This is a genomic window from Pedobacter ginsenosidimutans (genome assembly GCF_001442625.1).
In the GTDB taxonomy this organism is placed as follows: domain Bacteria; phylum Bacteroidota; class Bacteroidia; order Sphingobacteriales; family Sphingobacteriaceae; genus Pedobacter; species Pedobacter ginsenosidimutans.
On the sequence record NZ_LMZQ01000047.1, the window covers coordinates 1 to 21603 of the forward strand.

At 40.6% G+C, this 21603-nt stretch carries 13 protein-coding genes and 2 pseudogenes; 9 read left to right on the top strand and 6 right to left on the bottom strand.

Annotated features, from left to right (window positions below; translation table 11 throughout):
* The 4 genes from ASU31_RS27785 to ASU31_RS24840 form a co-directional block, all read left to right on the top strand.
* A partial coding sequence (locus ASU31_RS27785) for a hypothetical protein (protein WP_167346243.1) occupies positions 1-278 on the top strand: 278 nt, incomplete at its 5' end.
* A gap of 12 nt (positions 279-290) precedes the next feature.
* On the top strand, positions 291-2369 hold the full coding sequence (locus ASU31_RS24830) for a RagB/SusD family nutrient uptake outer membrane protein (protein ID WP_057934941.1): 2079 nt from the start codon (positions 291-293) through the stop codon (positions 2367-2369).
* Positions 2370-2388: 19 nt separating this feature from the next.
* Complete coding sequence (locus ASU31_RS24835) at positions 2389-3390, top strand: DUF4973 domain-containing protein (RefSeq protein WP_057934942.1); 1002 nt, start codon at positions 2389-2391, stop codon at positions 3388-3390.
* A 406-nt stretch (positions 3391-3796) separates the two neighbouring features.
* On the top strand, positions 3797-3976 hold the full coding sequence (locus ASU31_RS24840; RefSeq protein ID WP_057934943.1) for a hypothetical protein: 180 nt from the start codon (positions 3797-3799) through the stop codon (positions 3974-3976).
* Between the two features lie 505 nt (positions 3977-4481).
* Here ASU31_RS24840 and ASU31_RS24845 read toward each other — a convergent pair.
* Positions 4482-6212, bottom strand: coding sequence for a glycoside hydrolase family 43 protein (locus ASU31_RS24845; protein ID WP_057934944.1), 1731 nt, complete (start codon positions 6210-6212; stop codon positions 4482-4484).
* Between the two features lie 516 nt (positions 6213-6728).
* Between ASU31_RS24845 and ASU31_RS24850 the strand changes: the two genes are divergently transcribed.
* Both ASU31_RS24850 and ASU31_RS24855 read left to right on the top strand, forming a co-directional pair.
* Positions 6729-7466 (top strand): 3-keto-disaccharide hydrolase, encoded by a 738-nt coding sequence (locus ASU31_RS24850; RefSeq protein ID WP_057934945.1) that lies wholly within the window; start codon positions 6729-6731, stop codon positions 7464-7466.
* 8 nt (positions 7467-7474) lie between these two features.
* Entirely contained in the window at positions 7475-8830 is a 1356-nt protein-coding gene (locus ASU31_RS24855; protein ID WP_057934958.1) for a Gfo/Idh/MocA family protein, read from the top strand.
* Positions 8831-9365: 535 nt separating this feature from the next.
* On the opposite strand, the gene ASU31_RS24860 is transcribed toward ASU31_RS24855, so the two are convergent.
* A complete protein-coding gene (locus tag ASU31_RS24860) occupies positions 9366-10139 on the bottom strand; it encodes a response regulator transcription factor (RefSeq protein ID WP_057934959.1) in 774 nt (257 codons plus the stop codon).
* Positions 10140-10141: 2 nt separating this feature from the next.
* A complete protein-coding gene (locus ASU31_RS24865) occupies positions 10142-13324 on the bottom strand; it encodes a ligand-binding sensor domain-containing protein (protein WP_057934946.1) in 3183 nt (1060 codons plus the stop codon).
* Positions 13325-13598: 274 nt separating this feature from the next.
* On the opposite strand from ASU31_RS24865, the gene ASU31_RS24870 reads away from it, so the two are divergent.
* The 3 genes and pseudogenes from ASU31_RS24870 to ASU31_RS24880 all read left to right on the top strand — a co-directional run.
* Positions 13599-15173, top strand: a complete 1575-nt coding sequence (locus ASU31_RS24870) for a family 43 glycosylhydrolase (protein ID WP_057934947.1) — start codon at positions 13599-13601, stop codon at positions 15171-15173.
* A 220-nt stretch (positions 15174-15393) separates the two neighbouring features.
* Positions 15394-18459, top strand: a complete 3066-nt coding sequence (locus tag ASU31_RS24875) for a SusC/RagA family TonB-linked outer membrane protein (protein WP_083505530.1) — start codon at positions 15394-15396, stop codon at positions 18457-18459.
* Positions 18460-18469: 10 nt separating this feature from the next.
* Positions 18470-18898 (top strand): annotated as a pseudogene (locus tag ASU31_RS24880) (RagB/SusD family nutrient uptake outer membrane protein); the annotation flags it as partial.
* A 77-nt stretch (positions 18899-18975) separates the two neighbouring features.
* Here ASU31_RS24880 and ASU31_RS28165 read toward each other — a convergent pair.
* The 3 genes and pseudogenes from ASU31_RS28165 to ASU31_RS24890 form a co-directional block, all read right to left on the bottom strand.
* Positions 18976-19086 (bottom strand): annotated as a pseudogene (locus tag ASU31_RS28165) (CoA transferase); the annotation flags it as partial.
* Positions 19087-19197: 111 nt separating this feature from the next.
* Positions 19198-20349: a CaiB/BaiF CoA transferase family protein gene (locus ASU31_RS24885; protein ID WP_057934949.1), complete on the bottom strand. Its 1152-nt coding sequence runs from the start codon at positions 20347-20349 to the stop codon at positions 19198-19200.
* Positions 20346-21506: an ABC transporter substrate-binding protein gene (locus ASU31_RS24890; RefSeq protein WP_083505531.1), complete on the bottom strand. Its 1161-nt coding sequence runs from the start codon at positions 21504-21506 to the stop codon at positions 20346-20348. Before ASU31_RS24890 ends, ASU31_RS24885 begins: the two co-directional genes overlap by 4 nt.
* Between the last annotated feature and the right edge of the window lie 97 nt (positions 21507-21603).

Genomic DNA, 21603 nt, shown 5'->3' on the forward strand with positions numbered 1-21603 from the left:
GTTTAACCTATGGGCCAAATGCCAATAACTACCGTGCATCTACCTTTTGGCTAAGAGATGGTTCTTACCTGCGTTTAAAAACATTGGATATTGGCTATTCGCTGCCTAAAACCTTGGTAAACAAGGCTCACCTCAATAACGTGCGTTTCTTTTTTATCGGCACCAATCTGCTCACCTTCACCAAATTTAAACTGTGGGATCCGGAATTAGGGAGTTCAACAGGGAAAGTTTATCCGCTAAGCAGAACAATGTCATTAGGAGTATCAGTTAATTTATAAGCAAAGAAGAATATGAAAAAAATAGTTATCGCTTTAGCTTTCGCAGGTATTGTTTTAATTGCTGGCGGATGTAAAAAATATCTCGACTCTGATTATCTCTTCGATGAGCGGTTAACCACAGAAGAGGTTTTTACCAATACCGATTATGCAAACAGATGGTTGGCACAAGCCTACTCTTTTCTGGGTAGTAATTTTATGCAGGATGTAAGCAGCAAGAAATATGTGCCCTTTAATTTTGCTGATGATATGTATTACGGTGATGAAAGCGACGGATACAAAAGATGGAAAAACGGACAATACACTGAAAATGGATTGAATGGCGAAAGTAAGGAAATTTGGAATGTAGCCTATAAAGGTATCCGTCAGGCTTCTATATTTATTAATAATATCGACATCAATAAGCAGTTTACAGCAAAAGAAATTGCAAACCTCAAGGGGCAGGCACGTTTTTTAAGGGCCTACTTTTATTGGGTACTGTTACGTACTTATGGTCCGGTGCCAATTGTACCCAATGAGGGGATTGATTACACCAAAGAGTATGATGAAATTGCACAGCCGCGGAATACCTACGAAGAATGTGCAGTTTACCTCTCAAACGAACTGGTAGAAGCCGCCAAAGGACTTTCACTTCAGCAGGGAATACAACAGATTGCAAGGCCAACCCGTGGTGCGGCTTTAGCGCTCCGTGCCCGCATACTTTTGTATGCAGCAAGTCCGCTGGCCAACGGAAAAGCACCTGCTGATGTAGCTGGGGCACTGGTTACCAAAGATGGGAAACCCTTACTTTCACGAACCTACGATGAATCTAAATGGGCCAGGGCTGCTGCCGCTGCCAAAGATGTAATGGATATGGGTCAATACCGTTTGTATGTTGCTTATAAAAAAACAACCGGCGATGCTGCTTATCCGGCCACTGTTACTCCTCCATTTGACAGTAATTTTTCTAATAGTGCCTGGCCTTCGGGCTGGAGCGATATCGATCCTTACGAATCGTACCGCGCTTTGTTTAACGGAACAGTTCCTGCCTATCAAAATCCTGAACTGATTTTTACTCATGGCCAAAACCAGGGGGGCGAAGGCATAAACGTTTTGGTACTGCATCAGTTGCCGCGTCTGGAAGGCAAGGGATACAATTCGCATGGCATGACTCAGAAGCAGGTTGATGCCTATGCCATGAATGATGGAAGCGATATACCAGGAATGAACAACATGTACGCAGGGAGACAGGGTTATGAAGGCCGATATAATACCCAACCCCGTACAACGGGTTTCGTAACGCAGACTGAACTGACCAAATATCCAGAATTAGGCCCTTTGGGCGTTGGGGTGAATAAACAGTTCGTTCAGCGTGAGCCCCGCTTTTATGCTTCAGTATCGTATAACGGTTCTACCTGGAATCTCCTCAATGCAGAAAGCGTAAGAGATGAAAAAAGTAATGTACAGATATTTTACTATCGGGGCGATCCTAATGGTTATAAAAACACGACCTACTGGCCACGTACAGGGGTGGGCATTAAAAAATATGTGCATCCGGATGATATCAGTAATGTGGCTGTTACACCTTACGATCAAAGCCGTATGAAACAAAAAGTTGACCCTGCTATCCGTTATGCGGAAGTATTGCTGATTTATGCAGAAGCCCTAAATGAACTGAACGGATCTTATAATATCCCATCGTGGGACGGAAGTAAAACACAGGTAATTTCACGGAACATTTCTGAAATGAAGAGAGGAATCCAGCCTATCCGCATCCGTGCCGGGTTAGCTGATTATCAGGGAGATGTTTATGCTGATCCAAATAGATTTCGTATAAAATTGAAAAGAGAACGTCAGGTAGAGTTATTTGCCGAAGGGCACCGTTATTTCGATCTGCGCCGATGGACAGATGCGCAATCGGAAGAGTCGGCTCCGGTTTATGGCTACAATGCCTATGCCACTAAAGCGCAGGCAGATCTTTTCCACAACGTGGTTGAAACGCCATCATTACCTTCCATTTTTACACTCAAAATGTGGTTTTGGCCAATTCATTTTGACGAATTGAAGCGCAACAAATACCTGACACAAAATCCGGGCTGGACAAATCCTGAATAACAATCATAATCTGCAAAAAATGAAGAAGTATATATGTATTCTATTTTTATTGATAACAACAGCAGTATGCTTTGTTTCATGTAATGATGAATGGAAAGAAGAACAATTCGTCCAAACGGCATCATTTAAATCAAATCCAACTGCTCAAGGGGTAAGCTGGAGTTATTTACGTTATAATGCCACCGGAAAGGTGAGGTTTAACCTTCCGATTATCATCAGTGGTTCTACCCCAAATCTAAAAAACCGTACCATACATCTCGGTTTAGACCCTGATACGCTTGCAAAATTAAACCAGGAGCAGTATGGCCACCGACAAGAGCTGTATTTTAAACAATTGGATAAAAAGTATTATACGATGCCCCAAACCATAGATGTACCGGCCGGGGTGAGCACGGTTACTGTACCCATCGATTTTACTTTGGGAGATCTGGATCAATCTGATAAATGGGTATTACCGTTACAGATTTTAAACGATCCTGCTTATGATTATCAGGCCAATCCACAAAAATATTATCGTAGAGCTATGCTGCGGATTACTCCATTTAATGATTATTCCGGAGAATATGGCGGTACTTTGTATAAAATATTTCTCGACGGGGATACTGAACCCTTAACCCTAAATACCCACCGAACTTTTGTGGTGGATGATAAAACTATTTTTCTGTATGCCGGAATCAGGGATATTGATTACCTGGACCGCAAAAACTATAAGGTATTTATTAAGTTTACCGATCAGAATATCGATATCCAGAAGAAAAAGTTAGAAATCTGGAGTGATAATACTGTAAACAATAAATTTAAAGTCGGGGCTGCACAATCTTATTATACCAGAGATGAGGCCTGGGATCCAAAACTACCATACCTGAAACATATTTATACTACGCTTTATTTATCCTACGAGTTTGAAGATTATACCACAGTGCCCGGACAAAGGTTAAAATATAAAGTAGATGGTACGTTATCCATGCAGCGCGATCTGAATACGTTGATACCCGATCAGGATCAGCAGATTCAATGGTAGCTGGTAATTTATAGAATTCAAGTTTTTAAAGCTTGAGTTCTATATAACACACTTATCCCAGTTAGCACGCGTGTGCTCCGTGTGAAATATAAGAAACCATGTATTAAGAATTAGGTCGTAGCCTTTAGTTACGGCCTTTTTTAGTTAAGAGACCAATGCTTTTCTATATCATTTAATCATAGTTTTATTGCCATATGCCTACCATTGACGTTATTTTGCAATTGCTTACTAATAAGATATTTGCGACACTATACATTTCCACCCAGCTAGGCCACAGCACCGTATCCCCGTTCCACTTAAATCCGGCCTAACATCCCGATAGCTATCGGGATCGGATTCTGCTGACCCGGCCACACCACTGACCTTTAAAGAAAAATTTTCAGTCGGCATTTTTTGTTTCTTTTTGATGCCAAAAAGAAAGAGCCTTTCGGCGGCGGTGAGCCGAGGCAAGAATGAGCCGCTGGGCAAAAAAAGGGTATGCGTCACTCATATTGATTTTTATAAAATAAATTACCCCTCAATAATAGCATTAAATGAACTGAAAAGGCAATTTGAAAATGCAGCCAGCGATGGGCAAGAAATTTAAGCAAGTCCTTCGACAGGCTCTCCACAGGAGTCCTTTGGACAGGATGACAACTATATAATGGAATCGTCATCCGATAGCTATCGGAGGAGCTCACCGATTTTTCATCGGGGGCTTGTGCTGGCGACCAAAAAAGCTTTGACGAATTTATCCGACATCAGATCCAAGCCTTTCAGTTATGCCTTTGTGTTTGTTGTTTTTTATGGCAGGCATGCTTTCGCTGCGCTCAGGTTGTTACTTTTTCATCAAGGAACCTGAGAAGCAAGCTTGAATGCCTATAAAAACATAAACCAACACTGAAAAAAAGTAAGAGCCCTTCGGTGGCTAACCGAGGCAAGCCCGAGCCATGGACAAAGATCACTCCTCCAAAGGAGTTCCTTCGGAACACTACGGTTGAGATGACGATCTTTATATTTAAGTCTGTTAGTAATAGAATAATTGAGTTTTAATCATATTCTTAAATGTACACATTTCCAAGCGGAAAATAATTCAGCTTTCAATGGCATCATTAATTATTCATTAATCTAAAGCTGTTAAAAGTCCCTGTTTGCGAAAGATCTCCTTTTACCACAATACCTGCCCTGTATCCCATTCCCCAAGGCACATATTTGGCTGCCAGAAAATCTGTACGATAAAAACTAAGCCATTCTGCTCCTTGTTTTTTATGGAAAAACTCTATCTGTTTGCCATCATTGCTGATCTGCATTTTTAATTGCACTGGGCCAGCTAAATTTTCTTTTGATGCTTTAAGAATCTTATACACGCCTTCAAAATTATCAAAAACAGCAAAGCCATCTTTCGAGACTGTAATGCCTATTCCACCAAGTTCGCCAGGCCATTTGCTTTTGAAGATAGCACCGCCCAGGCAAATGCCTGTTTTTGCTGCATCAGGCTTTATTTCGGCACTGATGCTAAAATTTACCGTCTTAATATACTGACCCAGAAAGGTGCCTAGTGCATGGTTTTCATCAGATGCTGTTAATTTTAAGCCTTTATCAAAAGACATCAATGGTCTTGGTGATTTGGAAGGCCATTGCCAGGCCAGATCAAGTTTTTGATCATTTTCAAAATTGTCGACAAAATTAAGGTCGGCTTTTGGGCGGTTGGGGAGGGTTGCATTATGCAATACAGGCCAGCCATCAGCGCCAACAATTAATTCTTCTATAATACCCTCTCTGCCAACAAAAACATCATAACTTTTGTTAAACGCATGGTATAGCATAAATAGCCTGTCGTTTGCAGTTTTTACCACAGTGCCATGGCCAGGGCAATTCCACTTGTTGTTACTCACCATTATTGGGTTGTTGCCGTATTTCTCCCACACACCGCTGTTAAGGTCTTTCGTTCTGGCAATTCCTGTTTTGTAATTGCATTTTGCATCACAGCAGCCACCAACAGAATACAGGCTGTAAACATATTCTCCCAAAGTAAAAAAACAAGCACCTTCAACCAATCCGGTTTCCCAAGGCTGGCTATTGGTAAATACTTTGCTCTTTTGCCCGAGCAATTTTGTCCGGCTATCGTTAATTTCCTGTTTCCAGATCCAACTTTCTTTGCCACAGCCATTCCCGTCATTTTTCCAGAAAGCATAAATTTTGCCGTTGTGCTGCAATTCGAACGCATCTATGGCACCGCATTCATCTTCAATAATAACAGGACCATTATCAGTAAATTTACCGTTTTCAATTTTATCTGCATCAATCCAGGCCGTGCCGCATTGCAAACCCGGATTACCTTTTGTTTCCCTGTTATGCGCCGTGTAATAGGCATAAATCCGGTTCTGTTTTTGATCATAAACCAGTTCAGATGCCCAAAAGTTATTCTCGCCCCACTGGTTTTTCATATCCTTAAATCCATCCGGAAAAACATGGTTGATCAGTTTCCAGTTTCTAAGGTCGGTTGATTTATATATAGTAAAATAAGGAGCCCACTCGTTTGTAGTAGAGGTAGCGTAATACACCTTTCCAACCCTGATGATAGAAGGGTCCGGATTGTCGCCTGGTAGGGCAGGGTTCAGCAACAGGTGCGCAGCGTTATCAGTATTGGAATTTTCGGTTTGTGTTTTTTTTAATCCACAGGAAACCAGGCAAAAGTTAATCAGCAAATAAACCAGGTAAGTACCCCAAGGTTGTATGGTTAAGTTATAAGACTTCTTTACAGCTATTTTATTCGTTTTTTTTGCTGGTTGAACACCATTTGCATATTTTTTTAAAAATGTAGATAATCGAAAAGTGATCATGTATTTCAAGGTATAAATTGTCTTTTTGGTATTTGGTTATTTTTCCGAAAATAAACAATTATACACAGGGAGAAAGGGAAGCCAAAGTTGGAGCACCACGCACAAATGAATGTTTTATTCCTAATCTCTGTAGCGCAACCTACGCTTTTTTAATCCGCTTTTAGGGCTTTGTTATGTTTTAAATTATTGATTTTTAATGTGTTAATTGTGTTTTGTCGGTTTGTTTATATTTTTAATAAACAGGTTTTTAATCTGGTAATTGTTCTTTTTTTTCGGCTTTTGATCAGGTAAAATGAGACAAATCAACAATAAATTGAACATATTTTACAAGGTCCATTGGCTTACTTTGGCATTATAACCAATTATAAACCCGTAAATTAAATCATATTGTAAATGCTATAACTAACGGCAAGCGGATACCAATGGGGCTATCATACTTATTGTGGGGTTGTTCTTTAAGCGCACGCACAAGTAACTGTAAATCTTTAACACATAAATAACTATAAATTAAATTCAATGAAAAACTATAGGTTAATTTACATGCTAATATTCGGCATTTTTGCCGTAAACCTAACTTATGCTCAAAATACACTTAGCAAAAGCGAGAAAAAGGAAGGGTTTAAGCTGCTTTGGAACGGGAAGGATGCCACTGGTTGGCGTGCCATATTTAAAGAGCAGTTTCCGGCCAAAGGCTGGGAAATGAAAAACGGGATTTTATCCGTACTGCCATCAAACGGAAAGGAGCAGGGCTCTGGAGGCGATATTGTTACCTGGGATGAATTTTCGGCCTTTATTTTAAAGTTTGATTTCAAACTTACTGCAGGTGCTAACAGTGGCATAAAATATTTTGTAACTGAAGAAGAAAAAACCAACCTGTCTGGCATCGGTCTGGAGTTTCAGGTACTGGATGATGAAAAACATCCTGATGCGAAGCTGGGCAAAAACGGTAACCGAAAGCTTGCCTCTTTATATGATCTTATTCCATCAAACAAACCTGCTTCGGTAATTAAAGCAATTGGAGAATGGAATAGTGGCGAGATTCGTGTTTACCCGAACAATCATGTAGAACATTGGTTAAACGGCGTAAAAGTAGTGGAATATGAGCGCGGATCAGAAAATTTTAGAAAGCTGGTGGCCGGAAGCAAATACAAAACATGGAAAAACTTTGGAGAAGCTAAAAAGGGGCATATCCTGATCCAGGATCACGGCAACAATGTTTCGTACAGAAACATTAAAATCAAAATACTTAAATAATGAGCATGATGGAAGAATCGAGAAGAGACTTTATAAAAAAAGCGGCAATTGCTGCAGCAGGAGCTTATGTTGGTACTTTTGGGATGTCGGCCAAAAGTTACGCGAATATTATCGGTGCCAATGATCGGGTTAGGGTTGGCGTGGTTGGTTTTTCCGATCGTTTTAAAGATACGCTGTTTCCATGCTTTTTAAACCACAACAAAGAACTTAATTTTGATATTGTTGCCCTTTCTGACCTATGGAATTACCGCCGTGATTTAGGTGCTGAACACATTAAAAACAGAATAGGCCATGGAATTACTTCCTGTAAAAACAATGACGAACTGTATGCATTGAAAGATCTTGATGCTGTAATCATCAGTACGCCAGATTTTGCACATGCATTGCACGCCATAGAAGCGGTTAAAAACAAAAAAGATGTGTATTGCGAAAAACCCTTTGCCGAAACCATGGATGATGCCAATGCCGCATTGAAAGCAGTAAGGTCTTCGAAACAGATTCTGCAGATTGGTTCGCAGCGCCGCAGTGGACAAAATTATCAGGCTGCTGCCGATTTTATCAAACAAGGTAAATTTGGAGATCTTACCATGGTAGAATTGAGCTGGAATGTAAATCAGCCTGGCCGTTGGCGCCGCCCCGATTTGGTAGCTAAACTGAAGGAGCAGGATACCGATTGGAAACGCTTTTTGCTGAACCGGCCATACGAAGCCTTTGATCCCAGGATATATCTCGAATATCGCCTTTTCTGGCCATATTCTTCAGGTATGCCTGGACAATGGATGAGCCACCAGATTGATACGGTGCATTGGTTTACCGGATTATCTCACCCGCGAAGTGTAACCGCAAACGGTGGAATTTATCAATGGAAAGATGGTCGCCGCAATTGGGATACCACCACTGCTGTGTTTGACTATGGCCCGCTTGATGATATGACTAAAGGTTTCCAGGTAGTATTTACCTCCCGGATGCATAACGGTGATGAAAGACCTGCAGAAATCTATTATTCGAATGGGGGAGAATTAAATCTCATTACCAATACCATATCGCCTCATGGAGGTTTAACGGCAAGAGCGGCAGCTGCAATGAAAATGAAACCGAACCTTTTGCCCGAAATTAAACTTGCTGCGCCATCAGCTGCGGCAGCATCAGCCAATACAGGTGCAGATGTGTTAAGTTCTAACCATATGCGCAACTGGCTAGAGTGCATCCGAAGTAGAAAAGAGCCTAATGCGCCTGTTGAGGCAGGTTATCAGCATTCCATCGCCAATATCATGACGAATGCAGCGGTGCGTACCGGTGGAAAAGCAAGCTTTGATGCCACTCGTCAGCAGGTTATGGTAGAGGGAAAAGTATTCAAATATTAGCGCTTCAAACAACAAAGTACCAAGGTCTGTGTCTTCACAGACCTTTCTCATAAACCCTCTAGTTATATTTACCATATAAGTCATCTAAGGGGCATATAAGCTTATATCACCTAAGTCGACAAGGTCTGTGTCCCAACAGGCCTTTCGCATAAATTCTTTAGTTCGTTTTTACCATATAAGACATTTATAACCTTATATGTTCTTATATTCCTTATATGTTGAGATTGCGTATAGAGGTCTGCGTCCTTAAAAATTGTGTTAAATAAAAAACATTTTTTTGTTTTTAATCACCTTAGCCACCTAAGTCGCCAAGGTCTGTGTCCTCACAGTCCTTTCTCATAAACCTTCTAGTTGTATTTTACCATATAAGGCATTTAAGGGGCATATAAGCCTACATCACCTAAGTCGCCAAGGTCTGTGTCTCCACAGATCTTTCACATAAATTCTTTAGTTTGTTTTTACCATATAAGGCATTTATAACCTTTCGCATTTCGCATAAAGCTTTATGTTTATATAGCCATTCAGGTGCCTGATTTTAGCTGCCCGTATCTTTACTCAGCGAATTCATATATTCCTGGGGAGTGACTTTAAAATATCGTAAGAAATTTTTATTAAATAAGCTTTGAGAGCTGTAACCCACCATCTTCGCAATCTCAAAAAAGCTGAATTCGTTCTGAGCAATCAACTTGGTGGCTTTTTTTAGACGGGTAACATCAATCAGTTCTTTTGGCGATAGGGCAGAAATCGCTTTTATCTTCCGGTAAAGGGTAGGGCGGCTCATGTGCATGTGCTCGGCAAGCTGATCGATATCCAGATAGGGATCCTGAATATTTTTACGCACATATTCGTCCAGTCTTTTCAAAAATGCTTCTTCAATTTTTGAGTTTGCCACTACGCGCACATCTTCGAAAGGCGCACTTGCAAAATGGGCTTTGATTTTTAAGCGGTTCTGGAGCAGGTTGGCCACCTGAACACGTAACAGCTGAGGCGAAAATGGCTTTTTGATATAAAGATCTGCACCCACTTCCAACCCTTCAATGTGCGCCTTATATGTGTTTTTAGAAGTCAATAATATAATGGGGATGTGGCAGTATTCTACGTTTGATTTGATTAGCCTGCAAAGTTCAAAACCATCAATCCCGGGCATCATAATATCGGAAATGATAAGATCTACGATTTCTTTATCCAGAATTTCCTGCGCAACTTCTCCGCTAATTGCCAAATGCAATTTATAGGTGTTTCCGAATACCTGAGTTAAAAACTCAAGAATATCTTCATTATCATCAATAATTAAAATGCTGTCAGTCATGTTTATTTTATCTTTTTCCAACTACTCAATTTAAATTCAAATTTTTGATGTATAGGCAAAATTAGTTCAAAAACCACTTTGTCCGCATCACCTTCTAATAATGTGAGTGAACCGTTATGTAGTTCGGCCAACGATTTAGCCAGCGAAAGCCCTATACCAGTACCCGGTTTATCTTTGCCATATAACCTGAAAAACGGTTCGAAAATCTGTGCACGGTATTGCTGGGGAATGCCTTTTCCGTCATTGGCGAAAATAATGTTAAAACGGCCTGCTGTTTCACCAGAAGTACTGAGCAGTACAATTACTTTGCTTGTTCCATATTTAATCGCATTCGAGATTAAATTGTTAAAGATCTTTATCAATGCCTCTCTATCGGCAAATGCAATGATGTGTGTTTTGGGCAGTTCAAGATCAAGCGTGATATTGCTTTTTTGAGCTTCTTGCTCAAAAGCATTCACCTGTTCCTTTAACAGGTTATTGATATCGGTATTTACGAAATTTAAGCCGAACTGGTGCATTTCTGTCTTGCGGAAATCAAGCAATTGATTGGTCAGTTTGGCCAGTCGGTTAGCATTTTTTTCGACCATGAGCAAGCTGCTTTTCAGGGGCTGTTCCCTTGCTTCCTCCAGCATTATCTCAACAGGGCCTAAAATCAAGGTTAGCGGCGTTTGTATCTCATGCGCAATATTGGTGAAAAATTCGATCTTGGCCTGATAGATCTCTTTTTCCTTTTCGTGTTCGAATAACTGTAATTTATTGAGGTTTTTGCGTTCGATATAACGGTGATAATAGCGTATAGCCAGAAAAAGCCCGGTTGCGATCATCAACAGGTAACAAATGTATGCCGTAATACTTTTCCAAAATGGTGGAAGGATTTTAATAAAAAGGCGGCGCTCTTTTCCTGTCCAGCTCCCTACATTACTTTTTGCCCTTACCAGAAAAGTGTAACTTCCTGGAGATAAATCTGTAAAATAAGCTTTTCTATTGTTATTCAGGTAGGTTGTAGCCTGATCCAGGCCTTTCATCATATACTCATACCTGGTTACTTCGGGCGAGGAGTAGTTCAGTGTAGCAAATTCGATGCTGAAATTGTTCTGGTCGTGGGTAAGTACAATCGTATCGGTATAAGAAATTGACTTGCTAAGCGGACTATTGTCAATATTTGGAAGAACTTCCTTATTATTGATCTGGAAACCCGTGATAAAGGTAGGTGGTGCGGTATCTTTTTGCTCAAAATCTTTTGGATTAAAAGAAATCATTCCCCTTACTGATCCGAAATACATCCTGCCATTCGGATCTTTATAAGCAGAACTGAAGTTAAACTGATCGGTAATCAAACCATTTGATTTGGTATAGATTTTAAACTTTTCAGTCTGCATATCAAAACAGATCAGGCCTTTAAGAGAGCTTATCCACAAATGTTTTGAGCTGTCTTCGAGTACACGGAACAGGATATTGGTAGGCAGACCATTTTCGGTAGTGAATTTTTTCAAAACTTTCCTGTCCGGACTAAGCCTGATCAGGCCACCGCCTTCGGTAGTAAACCACATGGCATGGTTGCTATCTTCAATAATGCCACATACCGGAAATTCGTGAACACTTTTGCTGTTAAACTTGTCGCCAAAGGTGATGTTGCCATGTTTACCGGTTTTAGGGTGGTAATAAAACGCTCCCCTTGATACGCTACCAGTCCAGATATTACCAAACCTATCTTCCCAGATGTCGTAAACATAAGAATTTACAGGGATCTGTTTAATCCGTTTAAATTTTCTTTTCTTTTGGTCAAAAACAAACAGGCCCGAGCCCATATTGTATCCGGTACCCACATAAATTGTACTGTCTTTAGCAAGGTGGATAGAAAGCACAAAATCGCTTGTCTCTTCGTTTTCTTCGCCAATGGTTTTAAAACGATCTATGACTTTTCCCTTGTTAATATCCATAATTTCCATCCCGTGTAAAAATGGACCCACCAGCAGTTGATTGCCCAAAGCAAGTAAACCATGAATGTTGGGGTAGGATAAATTGCCTGCTTTACCATTGGCGGTGTAATTGGTAAATATTCCGGTTTTTGGGTTGAATTTGTTCACGCCGGCATCTTCTGTACCAATCCACAAATTGCCTTTATTATCGGGACAGATTTCCCTTACCGCATTTCCTGAAATGGAATTGGTACCCAGTAACGGATAATATTTTTCAAACCGTGCATTATTTTTCGAGAAATAACTCAGTCCACCAAAATAGGTGCCAGCCCACATGCCGCCCTCGTTATCTTTACAAACCGTATAAACGGCATTATCTGGAATAGAATAAGGGTCTCCAGGCCATTTGCGCAAATTGATGTTGACATTGGTGGCTAAATTGTAGATATAAATGCCCGATTCGGTGGCAATCCAATATTCCTGGTTTTCACCCGCAGTAATATCACGTACATAAATATCGGTATTGTCGCTGTTTTTAAGAATCAATGATTTAATCGCGCCTGTTTTGGTATTGTAGCTTTTTAAGCCCTTTTTAAAGCATCCTACCAATATATTATTATTCCCCGTTGGAAATATTTTACTGATCGACCGCAAGTTTAAAGGTATATTTTGGCCGATTATTTTTACACTGGTTTTTGAGCCAGTCTGAGGATTGTAGGTTACCAGTTCCCCATTATCATTCCCAACCAGAATGTTCCTGTGTTCATCAATGGCTATGCAGGAGGCACTTATTCTTAGATCGATTACCCTGTTATCTTTCTGTACATATTTAAAAAGTACCCTGTTTGCTAAAAAGAAAAGATTGTTTTGATGATCTACCAAAATAGAATTGATGTATTTTTTCAGGTTAGGTGCGAGCTCAGTAAATACCTCTTTAACGGGATCATATTTAAAAATACCACGGCCTGTACCCACCCACAACATGCCCTTTTTATCTTCTGCAAGGCTAACAATAATGTTGTTGCCGATGTTTCCGAATCTGCTTTTTTCGTTTTTAAAGGTTTTAAACGTATAACCGTCAAAACGGTTTAAACCTCCTCTGGTTCCCACCCAGATCATTCCTTTTTGATCCTGCATAACCGTATTTACCGAGTTATGGGCCAAGCCATCGTCAGCCTGGTATTGCTTAAAATAATAAGATTGCCCTTCGCAGGTAGAAACCGCAAAAAATGTAGTCCATAGCAAGAAAAATAATACAAACCGCATATTTCAAGTTAATATCAAATATATGTAAATCGGATTGTTGTGTAATCTATGTTTTAGCACCTTGTGATCAGGTTTTAAACAGTTGTTTTGTTGCGGTCTGATTATCAGTTGTTTGTGTGGTTTTTGGAAAATGATTTGAGACATATCGACAAAAAGATGAACAAATTTTACCGGCATCATTCCTTTACTTTGATTTGAAATTAACCAAATTAATAACCCTGCTGCAAATTTCTTCTATCGGCGGTACCATGCCTTTGCAGTTTTAGTATTTTTTATGAGAAACAAATTATTGATTCATTTGGCAGCCGCATTTGTGGTTTTAACAGGTTCTTGCCAGAAAGGACCATCAGCCGATAGAAATGACGCCCTAAACAACGTTGAAAAACTGGCTGCATTAAATGTAATTGCTGCTGCACCGCCTTTAGGCACCTTAATTGACGGGGCAATATATCGGATCCGAGGGGTGTCATCCTTACCCGATGGGCCTGTGGTTGAAGTTACCGGTAACTCAACGGCAGAAAATGCGGCCATCCAGCAATGGTCGTGGTTTCCTAATAATGGACAGAAATGGAAACTGGTGAAAACAGATGCCACTTATTACAAACTGATCAATATCACCAGCAATAAATGTTTAAAATCGCCATCAGCAACAGCTGGAGCTATTTTGCAACAAGGTACAGACGATGGCAGCGATGCGCAACAATGGGCTATAGATTATACGGGCAGCAATAATGTATTTACCCTTACGAACAAAGCCACAGGGATGAAAATGGCCGTTGATCCTGAAAGCAGTACCCCCGGTGCTAAAATCAGACAGAAAACTACGCTAACTGGTACGCAGGGGATGTTTAATTTTCATGATACCAATTTCCAGAATCCACTGATCAATGCAAGCAGGGCCGACCCCTATGTTGCCCAAAAAGATGGGTATTATTATTTTATGTATACACGGGGCAATAATATCGGACTGAGAAAAACCAGATCAATGTCGTTGTTATCTACAGCAGTAGAAACTGTGGTGTGGACACCTCCGGCTGGTGCCGCTTATTCTTCTAATATCTGGGCGCCTGAATTACATTTCCTTTCCGGTAAATGGTATCTCTACTTTGCTGCAAATGATGGGGGCGACGTTACCCACCGCATGTTTGTGCTGGAAAACGCCAATGCCGATCCTACCACCGGTACATGGACTTTTAAAGGGAAAATAAGCGATCCGAGCGATCAATGGGCTATTGATGGTTCGGTATTAACCATAGGTACAACAAACTATTTTATTTGGTCGGGATGGGAAAATGTGGCCACCAAATACAAACAGTATATCTACATCGCGCAGATGGCTAACCCATGGACAATTAGTAGCGATAGGGTAAAAATATCATCGCCAACCAACAATTGGGAAAAATACGAACCAAGTGGTTCATTGGGTGCGGGTGTTAACGAAGGGCCGATCATGCTTAGAAAAGATGCCAACAGCCCGATTTTTATTATTTACTCTGCCAGCAGGTACAGCAGCGATAATTATTGTTTGGCACAGATACAGTTAAAAGATGGTGGCGACCCCATGGTGCCTGGCGACTGGATCAATAAAAAGCAGGTATTTGTTAAAAGTGATGCCAATGGGGTTTATGGACCTGGCCACAACGGATTTTTTACCAGTAGTTATACTGATCCAAATGGGGTGTTGCACAGCGAAAATTGGTTTATTTACCATGCCCGGAGTGTTGCCAATACCACCAACGGATCCAGAACGCCACGGATGCAGAAGTTAACCTGGAATGCAGACGGCTCGCCAAATTTTGGAACTGCCGTTGCAACAGGAGTTAACATTCCGGTTCCTGTTGGAGAATAATAGTGTTTGGCTAACAGGGGATGAGTTTCCCAAAGCATTAATCAAAAGGATCAATTTGAGATAAAACGACAAAGAAATGAACAGTATTTGTAAACCGCATTTTTTTACTTTGATACCAGGAAACCAAACATAAAATCCTGCATTACCGCTTTGCAAATTCTACTTAGCCAATTATGCCGATTTACGATAAGGTTTCGCACATCCAATAATTTAACCAAATATGAAATATAGAATTCTACTCAAAGGAATTGTAACCATAACTTTTTTGCAGGTCGCGATATTGACCACTGCAACAACAGCAAATGCCAATAATAAAAGTGGTGTAACCACAGTACTGAATAAAAAACTGTGGTTTGCAGGCATTAGCCAGGCCGATATTAGCATAACGGGTAAAGTAATAGACGAAAAAACAAAATCGCCTATACCCGGGGTTTCTGTTAAGGTAAAAAATGGCACCACGACTGCTGTAACCGACGAAAATGGTTTGTACAAAATCAGTGTACCCAATGAACAAACGGTTCTTTTGTTTTCTTATATCGGTTACGATGTAGAGGAAGTAACGGTAGGCAATCTTAAAAATATCAATGTGGTGTTAAAATCTTCACAAGCTAACCTGGATGAGGTGGTGGTTGTGGGTTACGGTACCCAAAAGAAGGCTGATGTGACAGGATCGGTAGTGAGGGCAAATCTCGATGATTTTAGGAATGCACCCACCACAAACGTGGCCAACCTTTTACAGGGAACAGTTCCGGGTTTAAATGTAGGGCAGGTTAACCGCGCCGGTGCAACACCAGGTATTAGCATTAGGGGGCAAAATACACTGGGTGGCAACCAAAACGTACTGATTATTTTAGATGGCGTACAATACAATGGCTCCTTAACTTCGATTAATCCGGATGATATTGCCTCAATAGATGTGCTTAAAGATGCAAGTGCTACGGCAGTATATGGAGCACAGGCGGCAAATGGTGTTATCCTCATTACCAGTAGAAAAGGAGCTATTGGGAGAACCAGAATCTCTTTTTCTTCTCAGTATGCTACCCAAAAACCAAATATCGATTTAAAACCGATGACCAGAGATGAATATTTGGATCATATTAAATATTTGTACTACGACCAGGCCTTTCTTGCTCCTGATTTTACGCAACCAAATCCGGCATTCGATCTGGTAAGCAAAGTTGATGCATCGATGAAAGATGCGCAGGGAAACTTGCTGCCCAATGATTTTAGCTGGTATGATGAAGCCACCAAAACCGGAGCAATTGTAGATAACCAGCTTAGTGTTTCGGGCGGAACTGATAAGATTAATTACCTTTTATCGGGCAGTTTAACCAGAAATTCGGGATTTATCAAAAACGATGTTTTCAAAAGAAAAACCATTAGGGCAAACATCGAAACCAAAGCAACAGATTGGCTTACCATTGGCCTGCAATCGTTCGGGACTTTTGTAAATGAGGATGGGGTAGAGCCAAATTTCGTAGATATCAATTTAATATCGCCCTTAATCCTTCCCTGGGATAATAATGGAAACCTGAAAATCAATCCCTTTAATACAAATGTTACCAATCCGCTGTTAAACTATCAGGCTGATGATTATGACCGCCACAACTATTTCTTTGCCAATGTTTATGGTAATGTACAACTGCCCGTTAAAGGTTTGAGCTATAAAATAAGTTTCGGTAACAATTACCGTCTCGATTTTAAAAACATTTCAAATATGTACGATGCTAACCTTACCGGGCAGGCTTCAAAAGAAACTACCACTTATTACGATTATACCTTTGATAACCTTTTAACTTATAATAAAGTTATTGGTAAGCACAGCTTTACCGGAACTTTACTTTATGGTGCCATTGAACGCGATAACAGCTACACCAGGGCTTATGCAACAGGTTTTTCAAGGTTGACCCTCGGTTATGATAACCTACAGCAGGGCACTAACCGGTTTGCGATATCCAATGCATGGAAAGAAACCCTTAATTATCAGATGTTCCGTTTAAACTATAATTACGAAAGCAAGTACCTGTTTACCGGTACGCTTAGAAGAGATGGATTTTCCGGTTTTGCAGAAAATAACAAATACGGAATTTTTCCATCAATATCTGCAGGTTGGGATATTTCGAAAGAATCGTTTTTTAAAGTTAATTGGGTAGATAACCTTAAATTAAGAGTAGGGTACGGCATTGCCGGAAATCAGACCACAAGATATTCTTCATTGGCCAATGTAGGAGTGAGTGCTGCTTACGTTTTTGGTGACGGCGGTTCTACGCAGTTTGGTCAGCAGGTAAATTCGTTGTCTAATCCAGATTTAAGATGGGAGCGTACCACAGGTGCAAACATGGGTTTGGAATTTACCCTTTTCAAAAACAGGCTATCAGGTGTAATTGAATATTATGATACCAAAACAACCGATCTTCTATATTCGGTTAATATTCCAGTGGTTACGGGTTTCAGTAATATCCTCACCAACATTGGGCAACTGAACAATAAAGGGATTGAACTTTCTTTAAACTCGAAGAATATCAATAGTGGCGAATTTAAATGGACTTCTGCCTTAAATTTTGCCAGAAACGTGAATAAGGTGGTTAAACTTTTGGGCGATCTCAATGGCGATGGGGTTGAAGATGATCTTCCGCAAAGTGGCCTTTTTGTTGGGCAGCCTACCGCCGTAATTTACGACTATCAGGTGAATGGAATTTGGCAGGTTGGAGACCAGATCCCAACGGGCTATTCACCAGGAACCTACCGCATTGTAGATCAAAATGGCGACGGGACAATCAACGCCAGCGATAGAATTGTTTTAGGGTCATCAGCTCCGGCCTACAGGATCAGTTTGCTGAATAACTTTCAGTACAAGAATTTTACCTTGAGTATATTCTTGAATTCAGTGCAGGGTGGCGATAAATCTTATCTCGCCGGCAATACCCCAAGGCTCATCAGAGATGATAACTCCATCAGGAACAATTACCTGAGTGGGATAGACTTTTGGTCGCCCGATCATCCCGATGGCAAATATCCACGTTCTATTGTTTCGGCAACCTTAAATCCGCCACTTTTCCAAAACCGCAGTTTTGTGCGTTTACAGGATGTATCGCTCTCTTATAAATTTAGCGGAAAACTGATTGAGCGGATGAAACTACAAAACCTAAATGTATTTGTAAGTGGAAGAAACCTGGCGACATGGACCAAGTGGGACGGTTGGGATCCGGAAACGAATCAAGGATTAACCAACGACGGAAGGCCTGTATTTAAAGGATATTCTGTAGGCCTTAATGTTACATTTTAAACTAAAAGCGATGAAAAAGATAACCTTTTCTATTATAGCAGCAACTACCATCCTGTTTTTCTCCTGCAAGAAATCTTTTTTGGACGAAAAACCGCTCGATTTCTTAAGTACAACAAATGCCTACATCACTGTTAAAGATTTTGATGCTGCAGTTAACAATCTGTATAGCCGGGTAAGAAGCGAGTTTTATAACAGCGGAGAGCAAAGACCATTCGATTATGTATTTGGTTGCGATCTGGTTTTTGATGGTCAGCCGGCTACCACAAGACACACCAATATGGTTGCGGCCTATTCGCCATTAAGCACCGAAATCCCTTTGATCCACTGGACTTCACTGTACAAGATTATTGCAGAATCCAACACCATTATCGGGCGAATCCCGGCTTCTGAACTGGCACCAGCCGATAGAACACTAATGGAAGCGAGAGCGAAGTTTTTCAGGGGCATGGCCTTTCGTACACTTGCCTATCTATATGGCGGTGTACCCTTAAATACAACAGAAGTGGTAACACCCAAACGTTCAATTTTGATTACGCGCGCCCCCATATCGGCCAGGCGCAAACTTGCTGATGGCCCCGATAGGAACTGGCTGAAATCGATAACTAAATAATCTTCAAGCGGTAGCATAATTTTGTTTATTAAATCGTCATCTCGACCGTAGTGGAGAGATCTATTAGGTCTTTGTCCTATAGATTTCTCCATTCCGCTGCGCTCCAGTCGGAATGACGATCATTTTTATTAATTCAACTCAAACTCTCTATTAATCTCAGCCGTATCAAAACCAAGTTTTGGCGCAGCTTTCGAAGCAAATAACTTTTCATTATCCAATCTAATCGGACTCACTGTTGTCTTTATTTTTTTGCCTTCATCTAAATCCAATTCCTGTTCAATCTGTAGGCTTTTATAAGTATTCGTGGCTGTTGCAGTTTGATAATTTAATACTTCAGCGCACCAAATACCATGACCTTCCAAAAGATTAACCCAATGTTTTGTATCTTCTTTTTTAAAGGTTTCGGCCAGGCGTATAATTAATTTATCGCGGTTTTCAAATGCTGAACCTGCCTCAACGTATAAGTCAGTAATATCACAATTGATGATCGTACAGATATTTGGCAGGTTGCCCATGGCCATGGCAATATAACCGTCGTTGGTTTCGTACATGCCATAAGGAGCGCTTAAATAAGCGTGTGCACTGCCTTTTGCTCCGCTTCTATCGGGCAATTTACCGCCATCGTTTAAGTAGGTGGTTAATACTTCAAACTGTACATCTAAAATGGATTCTAGCAAACTCACCTCAATCAAAACACTTTTATTGGTTTTTGCCCTTTTGATCAAAGCGGCCATAATACCTTGTGCCAAATGGTTTCCGCACATAATATCCGAAACGGAAAGTCCGAAAGGAACTGGTCCGTCTACATCAACACCCGATAAAAATGTTAATCCAGAAACAGATTGTACCAATAAGTCCTGACCTGGCTTGTTTTTCCACGGGCCTTCACTTCCATAGCCGGTTACCATACCGTAAACAATTTTTGGATTGATTTTTTGAACGTTTTCATAATCCAGACCAATTTTCTCCATCACACCCGGACGGAAATTATGTGTCATCACATCGGCCTTACTGATTAGTTTTTTAAGTCTTTCTAAATCTTCCGGATTTTTTAAATCGGCGGTATAACTTTCTTTATTCCGGTTGATGGTGTGAAAAAGCAGGCTGTCTTCATCCACAAAAAGATTCTTGATGGATAAAGATCTGCAGGCGTCGCCTGTTTTTGGTCGTTCGATTTTAATCACACGGGCACCTAAATCTGCCAGTTTTAATCCTGCAGATGGTCCTGCCAAAAATTGGCAAAACTCTAAAATCAAAAGTCCTTCAAGCGGTCGGTTCATGATAACACTAAACTTTTAGATTGCTGATATAATTTGTTCATAACCGACAAAACCTTGATTTCATCGCCTCCATTCATTAAATAATCGCGCACCACATCTCCTGCATGATCTTGAAAATACATCGAACCATGGTAACGTGGACGGAGAAAAGCTCTTTGTAAGGCTGGTAAAGTATTCAGAAAATAATGTTGACTCTGGCGATTGACTTCTTCGTTTTTCCATGCCGCTAAATGCCCTGGCTGACCACCATTCTCAAAAAATAAAGTAGACTGACACGCCGGTGAACCTACGAATTCTACATATTTGGCAGCAATTTCCAATGCTTCGCATTTAGCAGAAATGGCTAAACCTGTTCCACCCAATGTGCTTCTCAGATTGGTTTTACCATCTAAAGAAATCATATCGTGAAAGTGCAAGGTTTTGCGGGCATAACCATTACGCGAATAGTTTGAGTAGCCATAAGCAAACGGGCAATACGCAATTTCGTCGGTTAAAGTCATTGCTTCATATACCTGAATCGGGTTTCTATCGAAGTTTGCTTTATCTATTTTCGAGGCCAGTTTCCGATACATTTGCAAAGCGCTAACACCAATTCCCTTAGAAACCACCTGCTCATCGCTTTGACAAGGATCTTCACCCAAAGAGCAGCAAATAGTATAAAAATTCATTAACACATCGATGGGAATAGCTGCAAAAGCAACCAGACCATTATCAGCAAGAGCCAATAGATCTTCAAAAGATTTAGGTAATTGCAAACCCTTTTGAGCCAATAAATCAGGCCTTGAAGCTGCTACAGGAGTTGCCGCATCTATGGGTAAGGCCCATAAGTGTTCATCATAAAAATAACTCTCGTAAGACTGGCCAACAGAATTTTCCTCCTGATCTTTCAAATATTCTTGAGAAAGATAAAGATCCAAAGGCACTATTGATTCTGTTTTGGCGGCAAAACCTGCCCAGGGATGATCGATCACCAGCAGATCAAATCGTTCTGCCAATTCCTGAATTGAAAAATCGGCAAATTGCTGCAAGCTTCTTTTCTCCCAGGTGATGTTTACATTGGGGTACAATTCAGAAAAACGCTGTGCCGTAGCCACCATCGGCAAAAGCCCACGGCTATGGTTCCAGGTTATTCCTTTTAAATTTATCGTCTTCTCCACTATATTTCTTCTTTTTATCTAATGGTTGGTGTCTCCACCGGCCATGTTTTATTTTACTTATTTCGGTTGGTGAGACACCAACCGATAGGTCTTAAAT

Coding starts and splice junctions, on each gene's coding strand:
- ASU31_RS24830 (WP_057934941.1), top strand. CDS start 291: ATGAAAAAAATAGTTATCGCTTTAGCTTTCGCAGGTATTGTTTTAATT.
- ASU31_RS24835 (WP_057934942.1), top strand. CDS start 2,389: ATGAAGAAGTATATATGTATTCTATTTTTATTGATAACAACAGCAGTA.
- ASU31_RS24840 (WP_057934943.1), top strand. CDS start 3,797: ATGCCAAAAAGAAAGAGCCTTTCGGCGGCGGTGAGCCGAGGCAAGAAT.
- ASU31_RS24845 (WP_057934944.1), bottom strand. CDS start 6,212: ATGATCACTTTTCGATTATCTACATTTTTAAAAAAATATGCAAATGGT.
- ASU31_RS24850 (WP_057934945.1), top strand. CDS start 6,729: ATGAAAAACTATAGGTTAATTTACATGCTAATATTCGGCATTTTTGCC.
- ASU31_RS24855 (WP_057934958.1), top strand. CDS start 7,475: ATGGAAGAATCGAGAAGAGACTTTATAAAAAAAGCGGCAATTGCTGCA.
- ASU31_RS24860 (WP_057934959.1), bottom strand. CDS start 10,139: ATGACTGACAGCATTTTAATTATTGATGATAATGAAGATATTCTTGAG.
- ASU31_RS24865 (WP_057934946.1), bottom strand. CDS start 13,324: ATGCGGTTTGTATTATTTTTCTTGCTATGGACTACATTTTTTGCGGTT.
- ASU31_RS24870 (WP_057934947.1), top strand. CDS start 13,599: ATGAGAAACAAATTATTGATTCATTTGGCAGCCGCATTTGTGGTTTTA.
- ASU31_RS24875 (WP_083505530.1), top strand. CDS start 15,394: ATGAAATATAGAATTCTACTCAAAGGAATTGTAACCATAACTTTTTTG.
- ASU31_RS24885 (WP_057934949.1), bottom strand. CDS start 20,349: ATGAACCGACCGCTTGAAGGACTTTTGATTTTAGAGTTTTGCCAATTT.